The 19,593-nt window shown below is 69.5% G+C and carries 16 protein-coding genes; 12 read left to right on the top strand and 4 right to left on the bottom strand.

Annotated features, from left to right (window positions below; translation table 11 throughout):
* The first annotated feature begins 199 nt into the window (after nucleotides 1–199).
* The 3 genes from ACFQY2_RS02250 to ACFQY2_RS02240 are packed head-to-tail and all read left to right on the top strand — an operon-like array spanning nucleotide 200 to nucleotide 3,307.
* Nucleotides 200–1,498 (top strand): ABC transporter substrate-binding protein, encoded by a 1,299-nt coding sequence (locus ACFQY2_RS02250; protein WP_378743987.1) that lies wholly within the window; start codon nucleotides 200–202, stop codon nucleotides 1,496–1,498.
* The gene (locus ACFQY2_RS02245; protein WP_378743986.1) at nucleotides 1,495–2,403 is read left to right on the top strand and encodes a carbohydrate ABC transporter permease; all 909 of its coding nucleotides are present in this window, start codon (nucleotides 1,495–1,497) and stop codon (nucleotides 2,401–2,403) included. Before ACFQY2_RS02250 ends, ACFQY2_RS02245 begins: the two co-directional genes overlap by 4 nt.
* Before the next feature lies 1 nt (nucleotide 2,404).
* Nucleotides 2,405–3,307: a carbohydrate ABC transporter permease gene (locus tag ACFQY2_RS02240; RefSeq protein WP_378743985.1), complete on the top strand. Its 903-nt coding sequence runs from the start codon at nucleotides 2,405–2,407 to the stop codon at nucleotides 3,305–3,307.
* Between the two features lie 19 nt (nucleotides 3,308–3,326).
* Here ACFQY2_RS02240 and ACFQY2_RS02235 read toward each other — a convergent pair whose 3' ends face one another.
* Complete coding sequence (locus ACFQY2_RS02235) at nucleotides 3,327–4,406, bottom strand: hypothetical protein (RefSeq protein ID WP_378743984.1); 1,080 nt, start codon at nucleotides 4,404–4,406, stop codon at nucleotides 3,327–3,329.
* Nucleotides 4,407–4,507: 101 nt separating this feature from the next.
* On the opposite strand from ACFQY2_RS02235, the gene ACFQY2_RS02230 reads away from it, so the two are divergent.
* The 4 genes from ACFQY2_RS02230 to ACFQY2_RS02215 all read left to right on the top strand — a co-directional run bounded on the left by ACFQY2_RS02230 (nucleotide 4,508) and on the right by ACFQY2_RS02215 (nucleotide 8,568).
* Nucleotides 4,508–5,893 carry an ATP-dependent RecD-like DNA helicase gene (locus tag ACFQY2_RS02230; RefSeq protein WP_378743982.1) on the top strand — a complete coding sequence of 462 codons (1,386 nt, stop codon included), beginning with the start codon at nucleotides 4,508–4,510 and terminating at the stop codon, nucleotides 5,891–5,893.
* A 77-nt stretch (nucleotides 5,894–5,970) separates the two neighbouring features.
* On the top strand, nucleotides 5,971–7,257 hold the full coding sequence (locus ACFQY2_RS02225; protein WP_378743981.1) for a serine hydrolase domain-containing protein: 1,287 nt from the start codon (nucleotides 5,971–5,973) through the stop codon (nucleotides 7,255–7,257).
* Between the two features lie 51 nt (nucleotides 7,258–7,308).
* A complete protein-coding gene (locus ACFQY2_RS02220) occupies nucleotides 7,309–7,884 on the top strand; it encodes a hypothetical protein (RefSeq protein WP_378743980.1) in 576 nt (191 codons plus the stop codon).
* A 99-nt stretch (nucleotides 7,885–7,983) separates the two neighbouring features.
* Nucleotides 7,984–8,568: a copper resistance protein CopC gene (locus tag ACFQY2_RS02215; protein ID WP_378743979.1), complete on the top strand. Its 585-nt coding sequence runs from the start codon at nucleotides 7,984–7,986 to the stop codon at nucleotides 8,566–8,568.
* Nucleotides 8,569–8,757: 189 nt separating this feature from the next.
* On the opposite strand, the gene ACFQY2_RS02210 is transcribed toward ACFQY2_RS02215, so the two are convergent.
* Complete coding sequence (locus ACFQY2_RS02210) at nucleotides 8,758–9,825, bottom strand: YeiH family protein (protein WP_378743978.1); 1,068 nt, start codon at nucleotides 9,823–9,825, stop codon at nucleotides 8,758–8,760.
* Between the two features lie 82 nt (nucleotides 9,826–9,907).
* On the opposite strand from ACFQY2_RS02210, the gene ACFQY2_RS02205 reads away from it, so the two are divergent.
* Both ACFQY2_RS02205 and ACFQY2_RS02200 read left to right on the top strand, forming a co-directional pair.
* Nucleotides 9,908–10,822 carry a LysR family transcriptional regulator gene (locus ACFQY2_RS02205; protein WP_378743977.1) on the top strand — a complete coding sequence of 305 codons (915 nt, stop codon included), beginning with the start codon at nucleotides 9,908–9,910 and terminating at the stop codon, nucleotides 10,820–10,822.
* A gap of 59 nt (nucleotides 10,823–10,881) precedes the next feature.
* Nucleotides 10,882–12,894: an ATP-dependent helicase gene (locus ACFQY2_RS02200; RefSeq protein WP_378743976.1), complete on the top strand. Its 2,013-nt coding sequence runs from the start codon at nucleotides 10,882–10,884 to the stop codon at nucleotides 12,892–12,894.
* Between the two features lie 12 nt (nucleotides 12,895–12,906).
* Here ACFQY2_RS02200 and ACFQY2_RS02195 read toward each other — a convergent pair whose 3' ends face one another.
* Together ACFQY2_RS02195 and ACFQY2_RS02190 are read right to left on the bottom strand one after the other, a co-directional pair.
* On the bottom strand, nucleotides 12,907–13,569 hold the full coding sequence (locus ACFQY2_RS02195; RefSeq protein WP_378745007.1) for an NAD(P)H-dependent oxidoreductase: 663 nt from the start codon (nucleotides 13,567–13,569) through the stop codon (nucleotides 12,907–12,909).
* Nucleotides 13,569–14,663, bottom strand: a complete 1,095-nt coding sequence (locus ACFQY2_RS02190; protein ID WP_378743975.1) for an LLM class flavin-dependent oxidoreductase — start codon at nucleotides 14,661–14,663, stop codon at nucleotides 13,569–13,571. Before ACFQY2_RS02190 ends, ACFQY2_RS02195 begins: the two co-directional genes overlap by 1 nt.
* A gap of 127 nt (nucleotides 14,664–14,790) precedes the next feature.
* Between ACFQY2_RS02190 and ACFQY2_RS02185 the strand changes: the two genes are divergently transcribed.
* From ACFQY2_RS02185 to ACFQY2_RS02175, 3 genes are all read left to right on the top strand, one after another.
* Nucleotides 14,791–15,237 carry a MarR family winged helix-turn-helix transcriptional regulator gene (locus ACFQY2_RS02185; protein WP_378743974.1) on the top strand — a complete coding sequence of 149 codons (447 nt, stop codon included), beginning with the start codon at nucleotides 14,791–14,793 and terminating at the stop codon, nucleotides 15,235–15,237.
* 161 nt (nucleotides 15,238–15,398) lie between these two features.
* Nucleotides 15,399–18,212, top strand: coding sequence for an FAD-binding and (Fe-S)-binding domain-containing protein (locus tag ACFQY2_RS02180; protein ID WP_378743973.1), 2,814 nt, complete (start codon nucleotides 15,399–15,401; stop codon nucleotides 18,210–18,212).
* A gap of 73 nt (nucleotides 18,213–18,285) precedes the next feature.
* Nucleotides 18,286–19,518, top strand: coding sequence for a threonine synthase (locus tag ACFQY2_RS02175; protein ID WP_378743972.1), 1,233 nt, complete (start codon nucleotides 18,286–18,288; stop codon nucleotides 19,516–19,518).
* Nucleotides 19,519–19,593: the final 75 nt, after the last annotated feature.

Raw genomic sequence — 19,593 nt, 5'->3', positions numbered from 1 at the left:
GGGATCTCCTCGGTCGTCGACAGCATCGTACAAGCAGCGAAATGTTTTCGTAGGTGTTGGGGACCTGGTCGTCATCCTATGCCCAGGCCGGCACGCTTGACGGCAATGATTTCAGCCGTTACTGTCACAGCGAACCCCGAAAATATGCCGAAATTATTTCGGATGGTTCTCCTGTATCAACGATGAAGTGAGGCAGACCATGAGGTTGAAGAAGACCAGAGCGGCCGCACTCGCGGCTGCGGGCGTGACCGCCGCTCTCGCACTGACGGGGTGCGGACCATCGTCCGGGGAAGCCGCGTCCGACAGCTCCGCGGCGGTCGTCTGGGGCGTGCAGGGCGGCCAGTCGGACTCGTACGAGGCGGCGGTGGAGCGCTGGAACAGCGCGAACCCGGGTCGCCCCATCGAGCTGCAGATGTTCGGCAACGACGGCTACCAGGACAAGCTGCGCATGGCGCTCGGCGCCGATCAGGGGCCGGCGCTGATGTTCGGCTGGGGCGGCGGCGTTCTCGACAGCTACGTCGATGCGGGGTACGTGGACCCGATCGAGGATGCCGAGATCACCGACCGCTACCTGGACACCGTGAAGGGCGCGGTCACCTTCGACGGCAAGACCTACGGTGCGGCGATCAACAACATCCAGCCGGTCGTGATCCTGTACAACAAGGACGTCTTCGAGAGCGTGGGCGCCGAACCACCGGCATCCTGGGACGACCTGATGGAACTCGTGCCGGTCTTCACGAAGGCCGGGGTCGCTCCGATCGCGCTCGCCGGTGCCAGCAAATGGCCCGAACTGCCCTACCTCTCGTACCTCGTCGACCGCATCGGCGGGTCGGAGGTGTTCGACAGCATCCTGGCGGGCGAGCCCGACTCCTGGTCGGACCCGGCGGTCATCGAGGCCGTCGAGATGATCCAGGAGCTGGTCAGGGCAGGCGGATTCAACGCCGACTACGCCTCCGTCGACTATGGAAGCGGTGCGGCGGATGCCCTGCTGTATTCCGGGAAGGCCGCGATGATGGTCGTCCTCTCGCAGGCGTACTCCAACATCCAGAGCAGCGCCCCGGACTTCGTGGCGGCCGGATCCCTCGGCTATGTCCCGTTCCCGTCCGTGGAGGGCGGCAGCGGCGACCCCGCGACCATCGTCGGCAACCCGTCGAACTTCTGGTCGGTGACCAGCGCCACATCCGATGAGAAGAAGGCCACCGTGCTCGACTTCCTCAAGACCGAGGTGATGAACGAGGACTACGTGGGCGAGATCCTGGACCGTTCGGCCGTCCCGGGTGTGAAGAGCGCGTCGGAGCTCATCGCACAGCGGGACGACAACGAGTTCCAGAGCTTCGTCTTCGATCTGGCGCAGGACGCGCCGAGCTTCCAGCTGTCCTGGGATCAGGCCCTGTCGCCGGCGCAGGGTGCTGAGCTGACCACCCAGCTGGACCGGGTCTTCCTGCTGGAGATCGACGCGGATGCCTTCGCCGAGGCGATGAATGCGACCATCGGATGACGAGCGCGTCGACTGTGGGACGGGCGCGCCAGCGCTCGTCCCACGGCCCCAGCCTCTGGTATCTCCTGCCGGCCGCGCTCCTGTTCGGCGGATTCGCGGTGATACCCCTGATCGGGGCCGTCGTGCTGTCGTTCATGAGGTGGGATCAGCTGAGCCCGCCCGGCTGGCTGGGTCTGGCGAACTGGCAGGAGTTCTTCACGAGCGACGTCACCTGGATCACTCTGCAGGTGACGATCCTCGTGGTGATCGGCAGCTGGCTCGTGCAGACGCCGATCAGTCTTCTCCTCGGCGTGTGGATCGCGCGATCAGGCGGATTCCGCTCGTTCGCGGGGCTGATGTTCTTCATCCCCCTGCTGCTGTCGTCCGCCGCCGTCGCCCTGGCCTTCAAGAACCTGCTCGACCCCAACTTCGGCCTGTCGACCCAGCCGGGTCTGGAATGGCTCTCGCACAACTGGCTCGGTGACAAGAGCACTGTGCTCCTGATGGTCATCTTCGTGATCGCGTGGAGCTTCATCCCGCTGCACACGATCCTGTACCAGGGCGGCGTGCGGCAGATCCCCGGGCAGCTCTACGAGGCGGCGTCCATCGACGGCGCCGGTGCGATGAGGCAGTTCCTCTCGATCACCCTCCCGCAGCTGAAGTACACCATCGTCACCTCATCGACGCTCATGCTGGTCGGATCTCTCACCTACTTCGATCTGATCTTCGTGATGACGGCCGGTGGCCCCGGCTATGCGACGCGCGTGCTGCCGCTGCACATGTACATCACCGGCTTCCGGGCCGCGGACATGGGTCTCGGCAGCGCGATCGCCACGTTCCTCGCCGTGCTCGGTCTGGTGATGTCCGTTCTGCTGACCAGACTGACCGGCTTCACCAAGATGCAGAGCCAGATGGAAGGCGCCTGACATGACCTCCACCGCACAGCGCCCCCCGCTTCGAACACAGCGCCCCCCGCTTCGAGCACAGGGCCGGCCGCTTCGATCACGCCGCCCCCGACGCGAGGTCAACGTCGCCGGAGGCGCTTTCGGCGCGATCTGGCTCATCATCGTCATGGTCCCGCTGTACTGGGTGCTCGTGACGAGCCTGCGGTCGAACCAGACGTTCTTCGTCGACGCGCCGCTGGCTCTGCCGTCCGCGCCCACACTCGACAACTACGTCAAGGTGTTCGACGCCGGGTTCCTCGGCTACTTCATGAACTCCGTGATCGTCACGACCGTGGCCGCGGTGGCCGCCGTGTTCATCTCACTGCTCGCGGCGTACACGATCGTCCGCAACGATCATCCGATCTCCCGCGGGTCGTTCTCGTTCGCCCTGCTGGGCCTGGCGATCCCGCTGCAGGCGGCGATCATCCCGATCTATTACATGATCACGCAGATGAAGCTCTACGACACCCTCATCGCACTCATCATCCCCTCCGCCGCCTTCGCCATGCCGATCACCATCGTGATCCTGGTGAACTTCCTGCGGGACATCCCCGGCGAGCTGTTCGAGTCGATGCGGCTGGACGGCGCGACGAACTGGACCATGCTGTGGCGGCTGGTGCTCCCGCTCGGTCGCCCGGCACTGATCACGGTGCTCATCTACGACGGCCTGCAGGTGTGGAACGGATTCCTCTTCCCGCTGGTGCTCACCCAGAGCCCCTCACAGCGCGTGCTGCCGCTCGCGCTGTGGAGTTTTCAGAGCGAGCTGACCGTCGACGTGCCCGGGATCATGGCGGCGGTCATCCTGACCATGCTGCCGATCCTGCTCCTGTACGTCTTCGGGCGCCGTCAGCTGGTGGCCGGCTTGACTGCCGGGTTCGGCAAGTAGGACGCGTCGCGTCGACGGCCTACTCGGGGTCGGCGTCCGCGGCGGGGGATCCGACCCGGATCTGCGCGGAGCCGTCCGGCAGGATGCCGATGGTGCCGTCGACCTGGAACGGCACGTCTTCCGACACGTCGTGCACCGACCCGTCGAACACCGACTTGATCTTCACATCGATGTGGGCGACGGCGTCGGCTGCGGGGATGCGCCACTGCGCCCCGTCGGGTTCGACCGTGACCTGCGGCTGCCGGGCGATCGACCACTTCGGCACCGACCCGTCGGCGATGCGGTTCTGCACCTCGAGGCCGAACGGGCAGGCGGTGGGCAGCAGCACCTCCTGGGTGGCGCAGTTCGCGAGGAACTCCTCGACCTTCTGCTGCACGATGCCGATGAACTTCTCGGTCGGCAGCGCCTGCACCTCGACGGGTGTCCGGGCGAGGGCGGTGTCGGCGAGCACGCGCACTCCGGGCGTTGCCGAGATCGGAGTGTCGACGGTCACCGAGTACACGCCGGGGGTGAAGACCAGCAGATGCAGCGGGTCCAGAGGATCGGCCTCGGCGCCATGGGTGGAGACCTGGCGGCGGTCGAGCTCGAAGCCGTTCACCGAGAAGACGTCGGCGCCTCGCACGGTGAGCTCGATCTCGGCGAGGGGGCTGCGCTCGAAGCGCCAGTTCGGCGCCACGCCGATCCAGCCGTCCTGGACCACGGTGTAGGTGGTGGAGCCGGGGGTGCCCGCGGCCTCGTAGGAGGCGGTCACCCGGTAGACGCCGTCCTTCTGCTTCTCCGATGTGATCTCGTAGTCGGACAGGCGGCTGAGGGCGGCGGTGCGCAGCAGCGCCTCCGATGCCACGGCGTCGATGTCGGCATCCGTCTGCAGAACCAGATCGACCGAGACGCCCGGCACGCGCAGCGCGTCTGCGGCGTGACCGTCGGCGAGCAGATCGAGGTAGCGGTGGACGAACGCCGACGGACTGTAGATCTGCTGGTAGAGCGAGACGCCGGCAGCGGAGAGCGCGGCGATCAGCAGGATCCCGATGACGGTGAGGATGCTGAGGTCGGTTCGGAGCGCGGCTCGCCGCCGTGACACCGTCCGCCCCTGCATCATGGCGCAATTCTAGGGATGCGTCCTGGGATGCAGCCGAGTCGCGCGCCTCGGTGCGACATGCGCGGACTCCCGCCGTACGCAGGGGGACTTAACATGGGTGCGTGCCCGTGACCCTCTCCGATGAACAGCAGGCGCTGTTCCGACTCATCGAGGACACCGACGAGCACGTGTTCATCACCGGTCGTGCGGGGACGGGAAAGTCCACCCTCCTGCAGCATTTCGCGTGGAACACCGAGAAGCAGATCGCGATCTGCGCGCCGACGGGTGTGGCCGCGCTGAACGTCGAGGGACAGACGATCCACTCGCTGTTCCGGCTGCCGATCGGGCTGATCGCCGAGAGCGAGATCGAGCAGTCGGATGCCACGCGCCGCATCCTCAACGCCATCCAGACCCTCGTCATCGACGAGATCTCGATGGTCAACGCCGACCTGATGGACGCCATCGACCGGTCTCTGCGCCAGGCCAGGGGCAAGCGCGGCCTGCCGTTCGGCGGCGTGCAGGTGGTGATGTTCGGCGACCCGTACCAGCTGGCGCCGGTGCCGCCCCGCGGCGACGAGCTGCGCTACATCCAAGACCACTACCGCTCGTTCTGGTTCTTCGACGCGAAGGTGTGGACGGGGGGTCTATCCGACGGAGCCGGATCCCAGGGACTGCTGGATCTCGGCGCCCATGGGGCGAAGCTGCACGTGCACGAGCTGGTGCAGATCCACCGCCAGGCGGACGACGGATTCAAGGCGATGCTGAACGCCGTGCGGTACGGACGCGTGACGGCCGAGATCGCAGGAACGCTGAACGCGCAGGGCGCTCGCACGCCCCCGGAACCGGAGCCGGGAGAGGTGCCGATCATCACGCTCGCCACCCGCAACGACATCGTCAACAGCATCAACAGCCGTCACCTCGCCGCTCTCGCCGGCCGCGAGCAGACCGCTCATGCCGAGGTGTCGGGTGACTTCGGGCGCGGTGAGGCGAACTACCCCGCCGATTCGGAGCTCAAGCTCAAGGTCGGGGCTCAGGTGATGTTCCTGCGCAATGACGTGGCCATGCAGGGAGAGCCGCCCCGCTGGGTGAACGGATCCATCGGCACGGTCACCCGCATCCTGGGCGGCACGGTGCGCGTGGAGGTGGACGGCGAGGAGTTCGACGTGGAGCCGGCGGTCTGGGAGCGATTCCGGTACGCCTACAATCCCGGCACCAAGACGCTCACTCGCGAGGTGGTCGCGGAGTTCACGCAGTTCCCGCTGCGGCTGGCCTGGGCGGTGACGATCCATAAATCGCAGGGCAAGACGTACGATCGGGCGATCATCGACCTGGGCTCGGGGGCGTTCGCCCCCGGACAGACGTATGTCGCGCTGTCGCGGCTCACCTCCCTGGACGGCCTCTACCTCTCGCGGCCGCTGCGTCCGCGTGACATCCGCGTGGACGAGGACGTGCGCCGATTCATGCGCGAAGCGTGGGAGGCGCGCCAGGCCGAGAAAGTGCGGACCTGACGCACAGGAGCCGTACAGGCGGGCTTTCAGCCTCTGCGTTCTAGACTCGGAGAATCCATCTCCCAGAGAGTCGATCTATGCACCTTCGTTCGTCGCGCCGTCTGCGCGCTGCCGTCGGCGGCGCCGTCGCCCTCGTTCTCGCACTCACCGGATGCTCGGCATCCGAACCGGATTTCTCCTACACGCCTCCGAAGCAGGTGGAGGCGAAACTGCCGGACGACGTGACCGCTCAGCTGCAGTCGGCCGTCGAGAAGGCCATGGTCGCGACGGGCTCATCCGGCGCCATCGTGGGCGTGTGGGTGCCCTGGAGCGGTGAATGGGTGACCGGGCTGGGCACGCAGACCGCCAACGACGACACCAAGGTCACCACCGACATGTCCTTCCGCGTGGCGGATGTCACGCGGATGATGACCTGCGACGTGCTGTACGGAATGGTGGACGATGGCAAGGTCAAGCTCGACACTCCCGTGCCGAAGCATGTCTCGGGCGTCGCCGATCTCAGCGACATCACGCTGCTCGACCTGTGCAACGGCACCAGCGGGGTCGGCTCGTCGGAAGCCGCCGCGAAGCCGTACTGGCTGAACACCCCCGATCGGGAATGGGCGCCTCTGCAGCTGGCCAGCTTCGGCCTGGGCGTGCAGCGCGGCGCCGCGCACACCACTTACCGCGACTCGGATGCCGGCTACCTCATGCTCGGTCTGGCGCTGGAGCGCATCTCGGGCGAGAGCGCATCGCAGCTGATCTCCCGGTACGTCACCACCCCCCTTGAGCTGGACTCCACCTCGCTGCCGTCGCCGGCGGCGTCCGCCCCGAAGCCCGCGCCGGCTCTGAAGGGCGCCTACCTGCCCGAGGTCGAAGGCGGATACGACTGCAAGGCACCCGTCGACATCACCAAGATCTCCTCGAGCATCGGCTTCACCGACTCGGGCGTCGTCTCCACCATCACCGACCTCGGCCGGTACACGCAGGCCGAGGCGCGCCAGGCACTGCGCGAGAAGAACGCCGCTCCCGCCCGCTTCGAGTCTCCGCTGCCGGCGTCGTCGAAGGCCCCGGCCTGGTATCAGGCGACGGGCGGTGCGTACCTGGTCGGATCGATGATCGGGCAGCACGGCTGGGTGCCCGGCTACGCGACAGCGGCCTACGCCGACCCCGAGACCGGATTCACGGTGGCGGTGACGCTGAACAACTCCGCCGCCGGAGGCGGCACCGCCGCCTACCTCGCCTGGCAGCTCGCGGCGATCGCGTCGAAGGCTCCCGCGGCGAAGGGCGAGACCGCGCCTGACTTCGGCCTGCCGTTCACAGCCGAGCAGTATGCGCAGACGATCGCCGACGTCGCCATCTGCACGGCTCCCGCCGGCGAGTGAGACAATGGAGGGGTGCGCCCCTCCCGCAGAATCCCGCTGCTCCGTGGATTCGTGGGCGCCTCGATCGCGACGTTCGTCGCGCTGGCGTCCCACGTGTGGGTGGGCGGTCCGATGCCCGGCTTGCTGGGCATCGCCGTGCCCTGGTTGCTGTCGCTGACCGTGTGCATCCTGCTGGCCGGTCGGCGTCTCTCCATCCTCCGGCTGAGTCTGTCGGTGCTCGCCTCGCAGCTGCTCTTCCACGCCCTGTTCGTGCTGGGCAGCATCACGCCCTCCGCCGGCCTCGCGCCGCACGTGCATGCCCTCGCGCCGCACGTGCACGCCCTCGCGCCGCTGTCGTTCTCCGGTGACGCCGTGCTCGTCCCCGAGGATGCGGGCATGTGGATCGCGCACGGCCTGGCCGCCGCCCTCACGATCGCCGCGCTGCACCGCGGGGAGCTGATCGTCCGCGCGCTGCTGAGCGCGGCATCCGCCATTGCCGCCTGGGTGCGCCGAATCGTCCCGACGGCCGTCTCGGTCACCCTCGACATACCCGCACGGCGCCGCTGGGCGGTGGCATGCGCCCCGGTGCCCCAGGACCCCCTGCGCGCCGAGATCCATCGTCGCGGTCCGCCTCTTCGCCTGGTCTGACTCCCCTCGCAGCGCATCGCTGCGACCGTCGGTCGTGCATCCGCGCCCGCCGTCCACAGATACAGGCGCCGCATCGCGGCATCCGAAGAGAGGTCTTTCATGTTCCGTATCCGCACCGCACTGGCGGGAGTCGCCGTGGCCGTCGCCGCCGTGTTCGCGGTGGCCGCCCCGGCGTCCGCCCATGACGAGCTCGTGTCGAGCTCGCCCGCATCCGGTGAGCAGTTGACCACCGCGCCGGAGCAGGTCGTGCTCACGTTCTCGAACAATCTGCTCGAGCTCGACGGCAACAGCGGCACCGCCATGTCCGTCGTCGACGCGTCGGGCGACGACTGGGTGAGCGGCGATCCTGTCGTGAGCGCCGACACCGTGACCGTGCCGTTGAAGAGCGGCATGCCGAACGGCGACTTCACCGTGACCTGGCAGGTCGTCTCGAGTGACGGCCACCCCACGTCGGGCGAGTACGCGTTCTCGCTCGCCGCCCCCGAGGCGGCGCCGAGCCCGTCTGCGACCGCGTCCGAGACCACCGCGCCGGTGCAGACCACCGCGCCGGCTTCGCCCGAGGAGACGCAGGCGCCGTCCGAGACGGAGGCCGCTCCCTGGCCGCTGCTGATCGGCCTCGGCGTGGTGCTGATCGTCGCGATCGCGATCGTGATCGTGATCACCGTCCGCAAGCGCCGGAGCTGACCGGACACTCGATGCGTCTCGTCGCGGGCTGCGCTGCCGACCCGCGTGCTCGGGAGGAGAACTCGCGTTCGGGAGGGTGATCCTGCGGGATGTCTCCTCCCGACGCGGAGTTCTCCTCCCGCGCGTGCGGGACCCCTGCGTGTGCGAGGCCTGGATGCGTCGCGGGCAGGCGCGGTGTCCAGGCTGGGCTCAGCCGCGCAGAGCGCCCGTGGCGGCGATCGTGGCCAGCGCGGTGATCGTCACGAGGATCCACAGCATCCCGCCCAGCGCCAGCGGACGCCAGCCCGCGCGGCGCAGGGCGGGGATGTCGGTGGACAGTCCGATGCCGGCGAGGGCCATCGCGATGAGGAACACGCTGGCGTGCACGAGCACCTCGCGCGGCGCATCCGGGATCACTCCGGTCGAGTTCACGATCGCGACGACGACGAAGCCGATCAGGAACCACGGCACGAGCTTCGCGATGCGACGGCCGGTGAGCGGCTGCCCGGCTGCGCTGCGCCGGGCCTCCATGACGGACAGGCCGATGCTGATCGGGATGATCATCAGTGTGCGCACGAGCTTGACGACCACGGCGAAGCCGAGGGCGGCGGTGCTGAAGACGCCGGCCGCGGCGACCACCGAGCTGGTGTCGTTCACGGCGGTGCCCGCGAACAGGCCGAAAGTGTGCGGGTCCAGGTTCAGCGCGTGCCCGATCAGGGGGAAGAGCACGACGGCGAGGATGTTGAAGAGGAAGATCGTCGAGACGGCGTAGGCGATCTCGGCGCCGGCCGCTCCGATCACGGGGGAGACGGCGGCGATGGCGGATGCTCCGCAGATGCCCGTTCCGACGCCGATCAGGGTGGTCAGGCGTCGCTCGGTGCGCAGCATCCGTCCCAGCGCCCAGGCGCCCAGCAGGCAGACGATGAGGGTGGTCAGCATGATCGGCAACGACTCGAGGCCGACCTTCGCGATCGCGCCGATCGAAAGCTGCACGCCCAGCAGCACGACGGCGAGCTGCAGCAGGAACTTGCCCGAGTAGGCGATGCCGGGCTGCACCCGGGCATCCGTCCTCTCGCGCCCGGCCATCAGGCGCGGGCGCAGCAGCGACAGCAGCACTCCGATGACGATCGCCGGGACGGCCGAGCCGAGCACGGGCAAGATCGCGCCGATGCCCGTCGCCACCAGCGCGATGGCCGCGGTGAGGAGCACGCCGGGGAGCACATCGATGCCGCGGCGGCCGAGGCGGGAGGGGAGGGTCTGCACGGGAGACAGCTGCACCCGTCCAGCATTTCGGATGACGCCGTCATGCGGTAGGGGTCGCATCACGATAGGGGTACAGTTCGGAACTGTGACGGATGCGATGACCGATGTTCCCGACCTGCGGGCCCTGCGGCTGCTGACCGCGGCCGTGCGGCACGGATCGATCTCCGCTGCGGCCCGCGAGTGCGGGGTCACCCAGCAGTCGGCATCCACCCGCCTGCGCGGTGTGGAGCGGATGCTGGGACTCGAGCTGCTGCAGCGCACCACGCGCGGCGCCGAGCCGACCCCCGCCGGTGAGACCGCCGCCGCCTGGGCGGAGGAGGTGCTCGCCGCTGCCGAGAGATTCCGCATCGGTGTCAGCACGCTGCGCGGGGAGCGGCGCCGCGAGCTGACGGTCGCCGCGAGCCAGACGGTCGCCGCGCACCTGCTGCCGGGGTGGCTGGTCGCGCTGCGGGACCGGCAGGTGCGCGAGGGGCTGGAACCGACCACGGTGCGCCTGATCGCCGGGAACAGTGTCGAGGTGGCCGCCCTCGTGCGCGAGGGCGCCGCCGATCTGGGGTTCATCGAATCGCCGGTGCTGCCCGACGGTCTCGCCCGCGCGGTGGTGGGTGCGGACGCGCTCGCGCTGGTGGTCGCGCCCGGACATCCGTGGGCCGTCGCCGCATCGGTCACGATGTCGGACGCCGCGTCAGCACCACTGGTCGCGCGCGAGGAGGGCAGCGGCACGAGAAGGACCTGGGAGGACGCCGTGCGCGACAGGCTCCACCGGGAACCGGATGCCCCGATCGCCGTGCTGCCGACCTCGGCAGCCGTGCGCTCGGCCGTGGCGAACGGGCTGGCGCCGGCGCTGCTGTCGCGGCTGGTGGTCGCCGACGACGTGCACCTGGGCCGTCTGGTCGAGGTGGCGATCGACAGCGACCCGGTCACGCGCCCCATCACGGCGCTGTGGCGCGGTGGCACCCGGGATCTGGACCCCACCCGTCGCGATCTCGTCGAGGTCGCGACGGCGCTCTGAGCTCGTCGCCGCGCCCGTGTCCGAGGCCGATGTCCGAGGCCGCGGTTACCGTCGGCGGTATGACGGAAAGCGATGCGCTCGCCGGGCTCGACGCGGCCCAGCTGCAGGCGGTGGAGCACGGCGACGGGCTGCTGGTGATCGCCGCCGGCGCCGGCACGGGCAAGACGCGCGTGCTCACCTCGCGGGTCGCGCGCCTGCTCGAGGCCGGCGTCGCGCCCGAGCGCATCCTGCTGCTGACCTTCACCCGCCGCGCGGCCGCCGCGATGGCCTCCCGTGCCGCGGCGCTCTGCGGCGACCCGCAGGCCGCGCAGCGGATCGCCGGCGGCACGTTCCACGCGGTGGCGCACCGGCTCGTCGCCGAGCACGCGCAGCATCTCGGGCTGGCGGATGTCACACTGCTCGACCCGGATGACGTCATCGACCTGCTCGATCTGCTGCGCTCCGAGCACGGTCTGGACGGAACGACGGACCGCCTGCCCACCACGCGCACGATCGCCGACATCGGCTCCCGGGCGATCAACACCGGCACGCCGGCGCGCACGGTCATCGACGAGCAGTTCCCGTGGGCGCTGGAGCACGCGGACGCCGTCATCGCCCTGCTCAGGCACTACAGCGCCCGCAAGCGCGAACGCGGCCTGCTGGATCTCGACGACCTGCTCATCGCCTGGCGCGCGCTCGTCGCCGACGCGGACATCGGCGCGCGGATGCGGGCCCGCTGGGACTGGGTGCTCGTCGACGAGTATCAGGACGTCAACCAGCTGCAGGTCGACATCGTGCGCGGGCTCGCTCCCGACGGGCGCGGTCTGACCGTGGTCGGCGACGACGCGCAGGCGATCTACGGTTTCCGCGGTGCGGGCGCCGGTCAGCTCCTCGAGCTCGTCGACGCGCATCCGGACGCCACTCTCGTGCGGCTGGAGCGCAACTTCCGCTCCACGCAGCCGATCCTCGACCTGGCGAACGCGGTGCGGCCGGGCGAACTCCCGTTGCGGCTGGTCGCGGACCGGGAGCATCGGGGGCCTCGGCCCGCCCTGGTCGTGTGCCGGAACGCCGACGACGAGGCGCGCACGGTCGCCGACCGCATCCTCGCCGCGCATGTCGACGGGATGCCCCTGCGCGAGCAGGCCGTGCTCATGCGCACCGGATCGCACAGTTCGCTGCTGGAGATCGAGCTGAAGGTGCGCGGCATCCCGTTCCGCAAGTTCGGCGGGATCGGCTATCTGGAGACCGCACACGTGCGTGACCTGCTCGCGAGCTTCCGGATCATCCTCAATCCCGCCGACGAGGTGTCCTGGTACCGCCTGCTGACCCGGCACCGGGCGATCGGCAAGACGACCGCCCGCGGGCTGGCGGCGATGCTCTCCGACGGCGGGATCGACCGGGCGGCGGACGCCGTCGCCGCAGCCCCCGCCCAGGCCCGCACCGGGCTCGCCTCGACCCTGTCCCTGCTGGGTGCGGTGCATTCCGGCGCGCCCGTCGCCGACGTGGTCGAGGCGTGCCGCGGGGCGGTAGACCCGCTCCTGCGGGCGCATTACCCCGACTGGCAGCGCCGCGTCATCGACGTCGATGGGATCGCCCAGGCCGCCGCACGGCAGTCCGACCTGCGCACGTTCGTCAGCGAGCAGGCGATCGATCCGGTGACCGTGGCCGGCGACTGGGCGAAGAAGCCGCACCTCGACGAGGACTGGGTGACGCTCTCGACGATCCACTCGGCCAAGGGCCTGGAGTGGCATGCCGTGCACGTGCTGCGCGCCTGCGACGGCGCGATGCCGTCGGACATGGCGCTTTCGTCATCGGCCGGGCTGGACGAGGAGCAGCGGCTGTTCTACGTCGCGCTGACGCGAGCGCGCGACACGCTGGACGTGTACGCGCCCGCACGGCTGCCCACCCATCCGACCTCCTTCCTCGCCAGGCATGTGATCGCCAAGCCGAGCCGGTTCCTGACCCCCACGGCGCGTGAGGCGATGGATGCCGTGGACACGTCCCCGCCACCCGCGGTGGCGGCAGCCCCGACCGAGCCGGAGGTTCGCGTGCCGCGCATCCGGCTGGACGCGTTCGACGATCTGTTCGCCTGACGCGCGGACGTCTCAGGCTGAAGCCGCCTCCTCGACCTGGGGCCGCGCGACCGGGAGCGGGCCGCGCTTCCCCGCCCGAGCCACGAGCAGCGGGAGGATGTCGTCGATCGCGGTCTCGATGCGACCGTGGATGCGCGGGGTGAGCGGGATCGTGCCGTCGAAATCCGTGGCGGAGGCGAACACCGCGACTGGCGCAGTCATCGCCTGGAAGAACGAGAACAGCGGCCGCATGGCGTGCTCGAGCACGAGCGCGTGATGCTCCCCGCCGCCGGTGGCCGCCAGCAGCACCGGTTTGTTCGCCAGCGCGTACTGGTCGACCAGGTCGAAGAGGTGCTTGAACATTCCCGTGTACGAGCCGCGGAACACGGGCGTCGCCGCGATCAGCAGGTCGGCGTTCTCGACCTGCCGCAGGAGGTCGTCTATGTCGGCGGCGATGCCCTCACGTTCGACGGCTCCGGTGAACGCGGGGCCGAGCCGATAGACATCGACGGTCGTCGTGCGTGCGGCCAGCCCTGCGCGCGCGAGCGCGGCGGTCACCCGGTCCACCATGAGATCCGTCAGCCCGGCGGTCTTGGACTTGCGGCTGGGACTGCCGTTCACCACGACGACCTCCAGCGGGGCGCGGTCGGCGTCCCCTGCGGAGCGGTCGTCGCCGAGCGCCTCGATCGCGGTCATCACGCCGCCGCCGTGGTTCGACCGGACAGCTCGCGCTGCACGACGGGGGCGACTTCGGTGCCGAGAAGCTCGATGGCGTCGAGAACATCCTTCTGCGGCATGCCGCCGAAGCCGATCTGAATCAGGGCGCGGTCCATCCCGTACAGCTGGTTGTAGAGCAGGATCTTGTCGATGACCTCCTGCGGGCTGCCGACGATGAGACCGGCCGCCGGCGAGGTCTGCGCCTCGAACGCGTCTCTGGGCATGATGAACCCATTGCCGCGCTGATGATTGTTCTCCTTCATCCCCTGGGCGAAGAAGGGGTACATCGTCTCGCGCGCGCCTTGGCTGGTTCGGCCGATGAATCCGTGGACGTTGATGCTGGTGCGGAGCCGCGACGGGTCGTGCCCGGCCTGCGCAGCGGCCTGATGGTAGGCCTCGACCGTCTGCTGGTGCAGGGTGATGGGCCCGAGCAGCAGCGCCAGGGCCATCGGCAGTCCGAGGTGCCCGGTGCGGACGGCGGATGCCATGCTGCCGCCGACGCCCACCCAGACCGGCAGCTCGTCCTGCACGGCGCGAGGACCGATGTCGGCGTCGACGAGCGGCGCGCGGAGACGCCCCTGCCAGGTGATGGGGTTCTGCGCGCGGATGCGCAGCAGCAGGTCGAGGTTCTCGCGGAACAGGTCACCGTAGTCCTGCAGGTCGTAGCCGAACAGGGGGAACGATTCCGTGTACGAGCCGCGGCCGGCGATGATCTCCGCCCGGCCTCCGGACAGCTGATCCAGAGTCGCGTACTGCTCCCAGACGCGCACGGGGTCGTCCGAGCTGAGCACGGTGACGGAGCTGGTCAGACGGATCCGCTCCGTCGCCTCGGCGGCAGCGGCGAGCACCATCTGCGGCGCCGAACCGACGAAGTCGGTGCGGTGGTGCTCACCGACTCCGAAGAGATCGAGGCCGACCTGGTCGGCCAGCCGCGCTTGTTCGATCGTGTCCCGGGTGCGCTGGGTGGGGGAGGGCATCTCGCCCGTCAGCGGGTTCTCGGTGATCTCGACGAAGGTCATGTGGCCGAGTTCGAATGCCGGTCGCCCATCGGGGGCCGATACCGCGTCGTTCATAGGTCTTCTCCTCGTTGTCGTGACGGGGCTCGGAAGGATCCCGTGGCAGAGTTAACTATCTGCGCAGACAATTATTCCCGGGTCCGCGGCGCCACCCGAGACCGCCGCCGGTGGATAGAATCGGCGCATGGCCGCACCGCGTCTGAACGCCCTGCAGGACGAGTCCTGGCGAGGTCTGCTCTACGCGCACGACCATCTCTGGCGCGAGGTGGAGGCGGGCCTGGCCTCCTTGAACGTCTCGATGGCGGAGTACAGCGTGCTGGCGCTGCTGGGCGAGGTCGGTGACGCGGGAATGCGGATGTCAGAACTCGCCCGGAGGAGAGTGATGTCCACCGGCGGTTTCACGCGTCTCGCCGACCGACTCGACCGACGCGGGCTCATCGAACGCCGACGGGCCGAGGAGGACGGGCGGGGCATGGTCGCCGTTCTGACGCCGCAGGGCCGCGCACTACTGCGCAGCGCCTGGCGACAGCATCGAGCAGACCTGCAGCGGCTGTTCTTCGACCGGCTCGACGAGCAGGACCTTCGAGATCTGGCCCGGGTGTGGGCGAAGGTCCTGCCCGAGACGGAGTGACCCACGGCGACGACGCCGTCGCATCGGCTTGACCTGGAATCCGCAGATGCCTACGGTGTAGGTTAAACAACACATGATGTTGGAATCTCAACATCATCATCCCGGGGAGCGCTGCTGCGCGGATCTAGGATGCAGAAGAATCGCGGGAGAGGGAGGACGCCATGGATGCCGTCACCGAGACGGCCGTCGACCTCGTCGCCGAACTGCGCGGCCGAGGCCTCGCGGACGTCTCCGTCAGTGACATCGATCGAGCCATGTACTCCTCCGACGCCTCGCTGTACCGGGTCGTGCCCCGGGCCGTCGTGCGCGCGAGGCACGTGGACGAGCTGCATGCGCTGCACGAGGCCTCGCGTCAGCTCGGAGTGCCGCTGACACTGCGCGGATCCGGCACCTCCATCGCCGGCAACGCGATCGGATCCGGTATCGTCGTGGACACCCGGCACCTGAACCGCGTACTCGCGGTCGACCCGGAGGCGCGCACGGCCACGGTCGAGCCCGGGGTCGTGCACGCCGACCTGCAGCGCGCGGCCGGACAGCACGGGCTGCGGTTCGGACCCGACCCGTCCTCGCACACCCGGGCCACGATCGGCGGCATGATCGGCAACAACGCCTGTGGATCCAGAGCCCTGGGCTACGGGCGCACGGTCGACAACATCGAGGACCTCGAGGTCATCTGGGGCTCCGACCGGGCTCCGTCCGAGATCACGACCGACCTCGCCGCGCTCGCCGAGCGCAACCTCGGCATGATCCGCACCCAGTTCGGCAGGTTCGGTCGGCAGGTCTCGGGATACTCCCTGGAGCACCTGCTGCCCGAGCGGCGCAGCATTGCGAGATTCCTGGTGGGCTCGGAGGGCACCCTCGCGACCGTGACTCGGGCGACCGTGCGTCTCGTGACCGCCCCCGCCGCGCGCGTGCTCATCGCGCTGGGTTACCCGGACATGGCGCAGGCCGCGGATGCCGTGCCGCAGATCCGCGCCGGCATCGCCCCCTACGAGAGCCCCGACCTCCGACTGACTGCCCTGGAGGGCATGGACGCGCGCATCATCGATCTGGTCCGCGGTCGCGGCGTGATCGTGCCCGAACTGCCCCGAGGCACCGGCTGGTTGTTCGCCGAGCTCGGCGGCGAGGCCGGAGCCGTGACGGATGCCGCCGTCAAGGTCATCGCCGCATCCGGCGCTCTGGCCTCCCGGATCGTCAGCACGGATTCGGAGCAGGATGCGCTCTGGCGGATCCGCGAGGACGGCGGCGGCCTCGCCGGACGAGCACTGCCGACGCCGGCGCATGCGGGCTGGGAGGACTCGGCCGTGCCACCAGAGCATCTGGGGGCGTGGCTGCGCGACTTCGAGGCGCTTCTCGTCGACCACGGCCTGCAGGGCATCCCGTACGGGCACTTCGGCGACGGATGCATCCACGTGCGCATCGACTTCCCGTTCCAGCCCGGACAGCCCGCGTCCGCGGCCCCGTTCCATGACTTCATGCACGCTGCGGCATCCGCTCTGCAGAGGTACGGCGGCACCATCTCGGGCGAGCACGGCGACGGACGCACCCGCTCGGAGCTGCTGCCGTACATGTACGAGCCCGACGCCCTACGGCTGTTCGACGAGGTCAAGCGCATCTGCGACCCCCGAGGGCTGATGAACCCCGGCGTGATCGCCGACCCCTCCGAGAACGGCGTGGCCGATATCACCGAGGATCTCCGTCCGGTGCGCCCGCGCTCCCGGCCGCGCACTGCGCTGACTCTGCTGCACGACGGGGGAGATCTCGGAGCGGCCGTGCACCGGTGCACGGGCGTGGGCAAATGCGTCGCGCCGCACGCCGCCGGCGTGATGTGCCCGTCGTACCAGGCGACCAGGAGCGAGAAGGACTCCACGCGCGGTCGCGCGCGGGTGCTGCAGGAGGCACTCGACGGCGGACTGCTGCGCGACGGGCTCACCAGCGCCGCCGTCGACGAGGCGCTGGACCTGTGCCTGGCGTGCAAGGGGTGCCTCAGCGACTGCCCGACCGGCGTCGACATGGCGACCTACAAGTCCGAGGTGCTGCACCAGAAGCACGACGTGGCCGGCGTCCGTCGTCCGCGCTCGCACCTCACGCTCGGCCGCCTGCCGCTCTGGGCGCGGCTCGCCGCGCCACTGGCGTCGGCCGCGAATCTCGCCGCGCGGGTGCCCCCGCTGGCGGCGCTGGGCAAGTGGGCCGTCGGGATCGACCAGCGTCGCTCCATCCCGAGGTTCGCGCCGCGGACGCTGCGGCGATCCGATCGCCGCTCGGCTGCCGATCAGGGCCGGCCGGACGTCTGGATCTGGGCGGACTCGTTCACCGATCACTTCTTCCCGAACTCGGGCGTGGCGGCCCTGGCGTACCTGAGTGCGCAGGGGATCGACGCCCGCGTGATCCAGGAGGACGCCTGCTGCGGCCTGACCTGGATCACGACGGGCCAGCTGGATCGCGCCAAGCCGATGCTCGTCCGCACGGTGGAGCGGCTCGCGGCCTACGTGGATTCGGGCGTTCCGGTGCTCGGTCTGGAGCCGTCCTGCACCGCCACACTGCGTTCGGACGTCCTGGAACTGGTCGCCTCGCCCGACGCTCAGCGCGTGGCCGACGGCGTACTGACCTTCGCCGAACTCGTCACCCGGCTGGAACTGCCGGTGCCGGATCTCACCGGGGTCGAGGTGGTGGCGCAGCCGCACTGCCACCAGAACGCGGTGCTCGGGTGGACCGTGGACGAGACGCTGCTGCGCCGCGCCGGCGCGACCGTGACGCGCCTGGACGGATGCTGCGGGCTGGCCGGGAACTTCGGCGTCGAGAAGGGCCACTACGAGGTGAGCGTCGCGGTGGCCGAGACCAACCTGCTGCCCGGGCTGCGCGCTCATCCCGACGCGATCGTGCTGGCGGACGGCATGAGCTGCCGCATCCAGGTCGACGACCTCACCGCCCGTCCGACGATGCACCTCGCCGAACTGCTCGCGTCACGGCTGTGACGTCGGCCCGGTCCGGGCCATGCCATTCGCTTCACGGTGAACTCAACAATCCGAAAATCATGGAGGTCGCACGATGTCGACACGTTTCAGTTATCTGACGTCACTGGTCAGCAGTCGCACCGGCGAGGTTCACGACCCTGCCGTGCCGCAGAACCTTGCCGCTGACGGATCCACTCTGTTCGCACGCTACGACCTCGACGCCGTGCGGGAGGCGGTGAACCCTGACGTCATCGCCGGCCGAGCACACGACCTGTGGCGCTATCACGAACTGCTCCCGGTGCAGGATCCGGATGCCGTGCGCGGCTTCGGTGAGGGGATGACGCCGCTCATCGACGTGCCCACCCTGGGCAGGCGACTCGGGCTGTCGCGGTTGAAGTTCAAGGATGAATCGCTGCTGCCGACCGGCACCTTCAAGGCGCGCGGTGCTGCGGTGGGCGTCGCTCGCGCCGCCGAGCTCGGCATCGCCCGCATCGCGATGCCGACGAACGGAAATGCCGGCGCGGCATGGGCGAGCTACAGCGCGCGCTATGGCATCGCTCTGACGGCGATCCAGCCCATCGACGCTCCGCGGATCAATCGCTCCGAGTCGTCGTTCGCCGGCGCCGAGATCTCCCTGATAGACGGCCTCATCTCGGATGCGGGCAAGGCCATCGCCGCGCTGGTCGGCAAGGGGGAGCACTTCGACGTCTCCACGCTCAAGGAGCCGTACCGGGTGGAGGGCAAGAAGACCATGGGCCTGGAGATCGCCGAGCAGCTCGGCTGGCGCGTCCCGGATGTGATCCTGTATCCCACGGGCGGCGGCGTCGGTCTGATCGGCATTCACAAGGCCATCCTCGAGCTGCAGGAGCTGGGCTGGATCGAGAAGGGCAGGATGCCGCGCCTCGTCAGCGTCCAGGCTGAGGGCTGCGACCCGATCGTGCGCGCCTTCGAATCCGGCGCGGAGAACGTCGAGCCGCTGAACGACACCTCCACGATCGCCTTCGGGGTCAACGTGCCCTCGCCCGTGCTGGGAGCCCCGAGCGTGCTGAACGCCGTGCGCAGCACCGGGGGGACCGCGGTGCGGGTGAGTGACGAGGACACCATGGCCGCTCTGCATGCGATCGCCGAGGACGAGGGCATCCTGCCCTGCCCGGAGGGCGCGGCGACCATCGCCGCGGCCGGGGCTCTGAGGCGCTCCGGCTGGATCGCCGAGGACGACGAGGTGGTGCTGCTGAACACGGGCGCGGGCAACAAGTACGGCGAGGTCCTCGGCGTGACGCTTCCCGTGCTCGATCGCGCGGGCGTGCCGACCGGCGGGTCGCTGTAGGCATCGCCGTCGATCATCGGGACGAACGAGCGAGCGCGCTGACCGCCGGCGACGGCGATCGGGGCCGCGCTGGTG

The sequence above is a fragment of the Microbacterium sp. GCM10027623 genome, from assembly GCF_042666935.1.
In the GTDB taxonomy this organism is placed as follows: domain Bacteria; phylum Actinomycetota; class Actinomycetes; order Actinomycetales; family Microbacteriaceae; genus Microbacterium.
This window is presented reverse-complemented; position numbering and strand designations above follow the sequence as displayed.

Bases quoted from the DNA above. Each gene is read 5' to 3' on its own strand.
- ACFQY2_RS02235 (WP_378743984.1), bottom strand. From the start codon at position 4,406: ATGATGCAGGGGCGGACGGTGTCACGGCGGCGAGCCGCGCTCCGAACC.
- ACFQY2_RS02195 (WP_378745007.1), bottom strand. From the start codon at position 13,569: ATGACCGCGATCGAGGCGCTCGGCGACGACCGCTCCGCAGGGGACGCC.
- ACFQY2_RS02200 (WP_378743976.1), top strand. From the start codon at position 10,882: ATGACGGAAAGCGATGCGCTCGCCGGGCTCGACGCGGCCCAGCTGCAG.
- ACFQY2_RS02185 (WP_378743974.1), top strand. From the start codon at position 14,791: ATGGCCGCACCGCGTCTGAACGCCCTGCAGGACGAGTCCTGGCGAGGT.
- ACFQY2_RS02215 (WP_378743979.1), top strand. From the start codon at position 7,984: ATGTTCCGTATCCGCACCGCACTGGCGGGAGTCGCCGTGGCCGTCGCC.
- ACFQY2_RS02180 (WP_378743973.1), top strand. From the start codon at position 15,399: ATGGATGCCGTCACCGAGACGGCCGTCGACCTCGTCGCCGAACTGCGC.
- ACFQY2_RS02175 (WP_378743972.1), top strand. From the start codon at position 18,286: ATGTCGACACGTTTCAGTTATCTGACGTCACTGGTCAGCAGTCGCACC.
- ACFQY2_RS02190 (WP_378743975.1), bottom strand. From the start codon at position 14,663: ATGAACGACGCGGTATCGGCCCCCGATGGGCGACCGGCATTCGAACTC.
- ACFQY2_RS02240 (WP_378743985.1), top strand. From the start codon at position 2,405: ATGACCTCCACCGCACAGCGCCCCCCGCTTCGAACACAGCGCCCCCCG.
- ACFQY2_RS02225 (WP_378743981.1), top strand. From the start codon at position 5,971: ATGCACCTTCGTTCGTCGCGCCGTCTGCGCGCTGCCGTCGGCGGCGCC.
- ACFQY2_RS02245 (WP_378743986.1), top strand. From the start codon at position 1,495: ATGACGAGCGCGTCGACTGTGGGACGGGCGCGCCAGCGCTCGTCCCAC.
- ACFQY2_RS02250 (WP_378743987.1), top strand. From the start codon at position 200: ATGAGGTTGAAGAAGACCAGAGCGGCCGCACTCGCGGCTGCGGGCGTG.
- ACFQY2_RS02205 (WP_378743977.1), top strand. From the start codon at position 9,908: ATGACCGATGTTCCCGACCTGCGGGCCCTGCGGCTGCTGACCGCGGCC.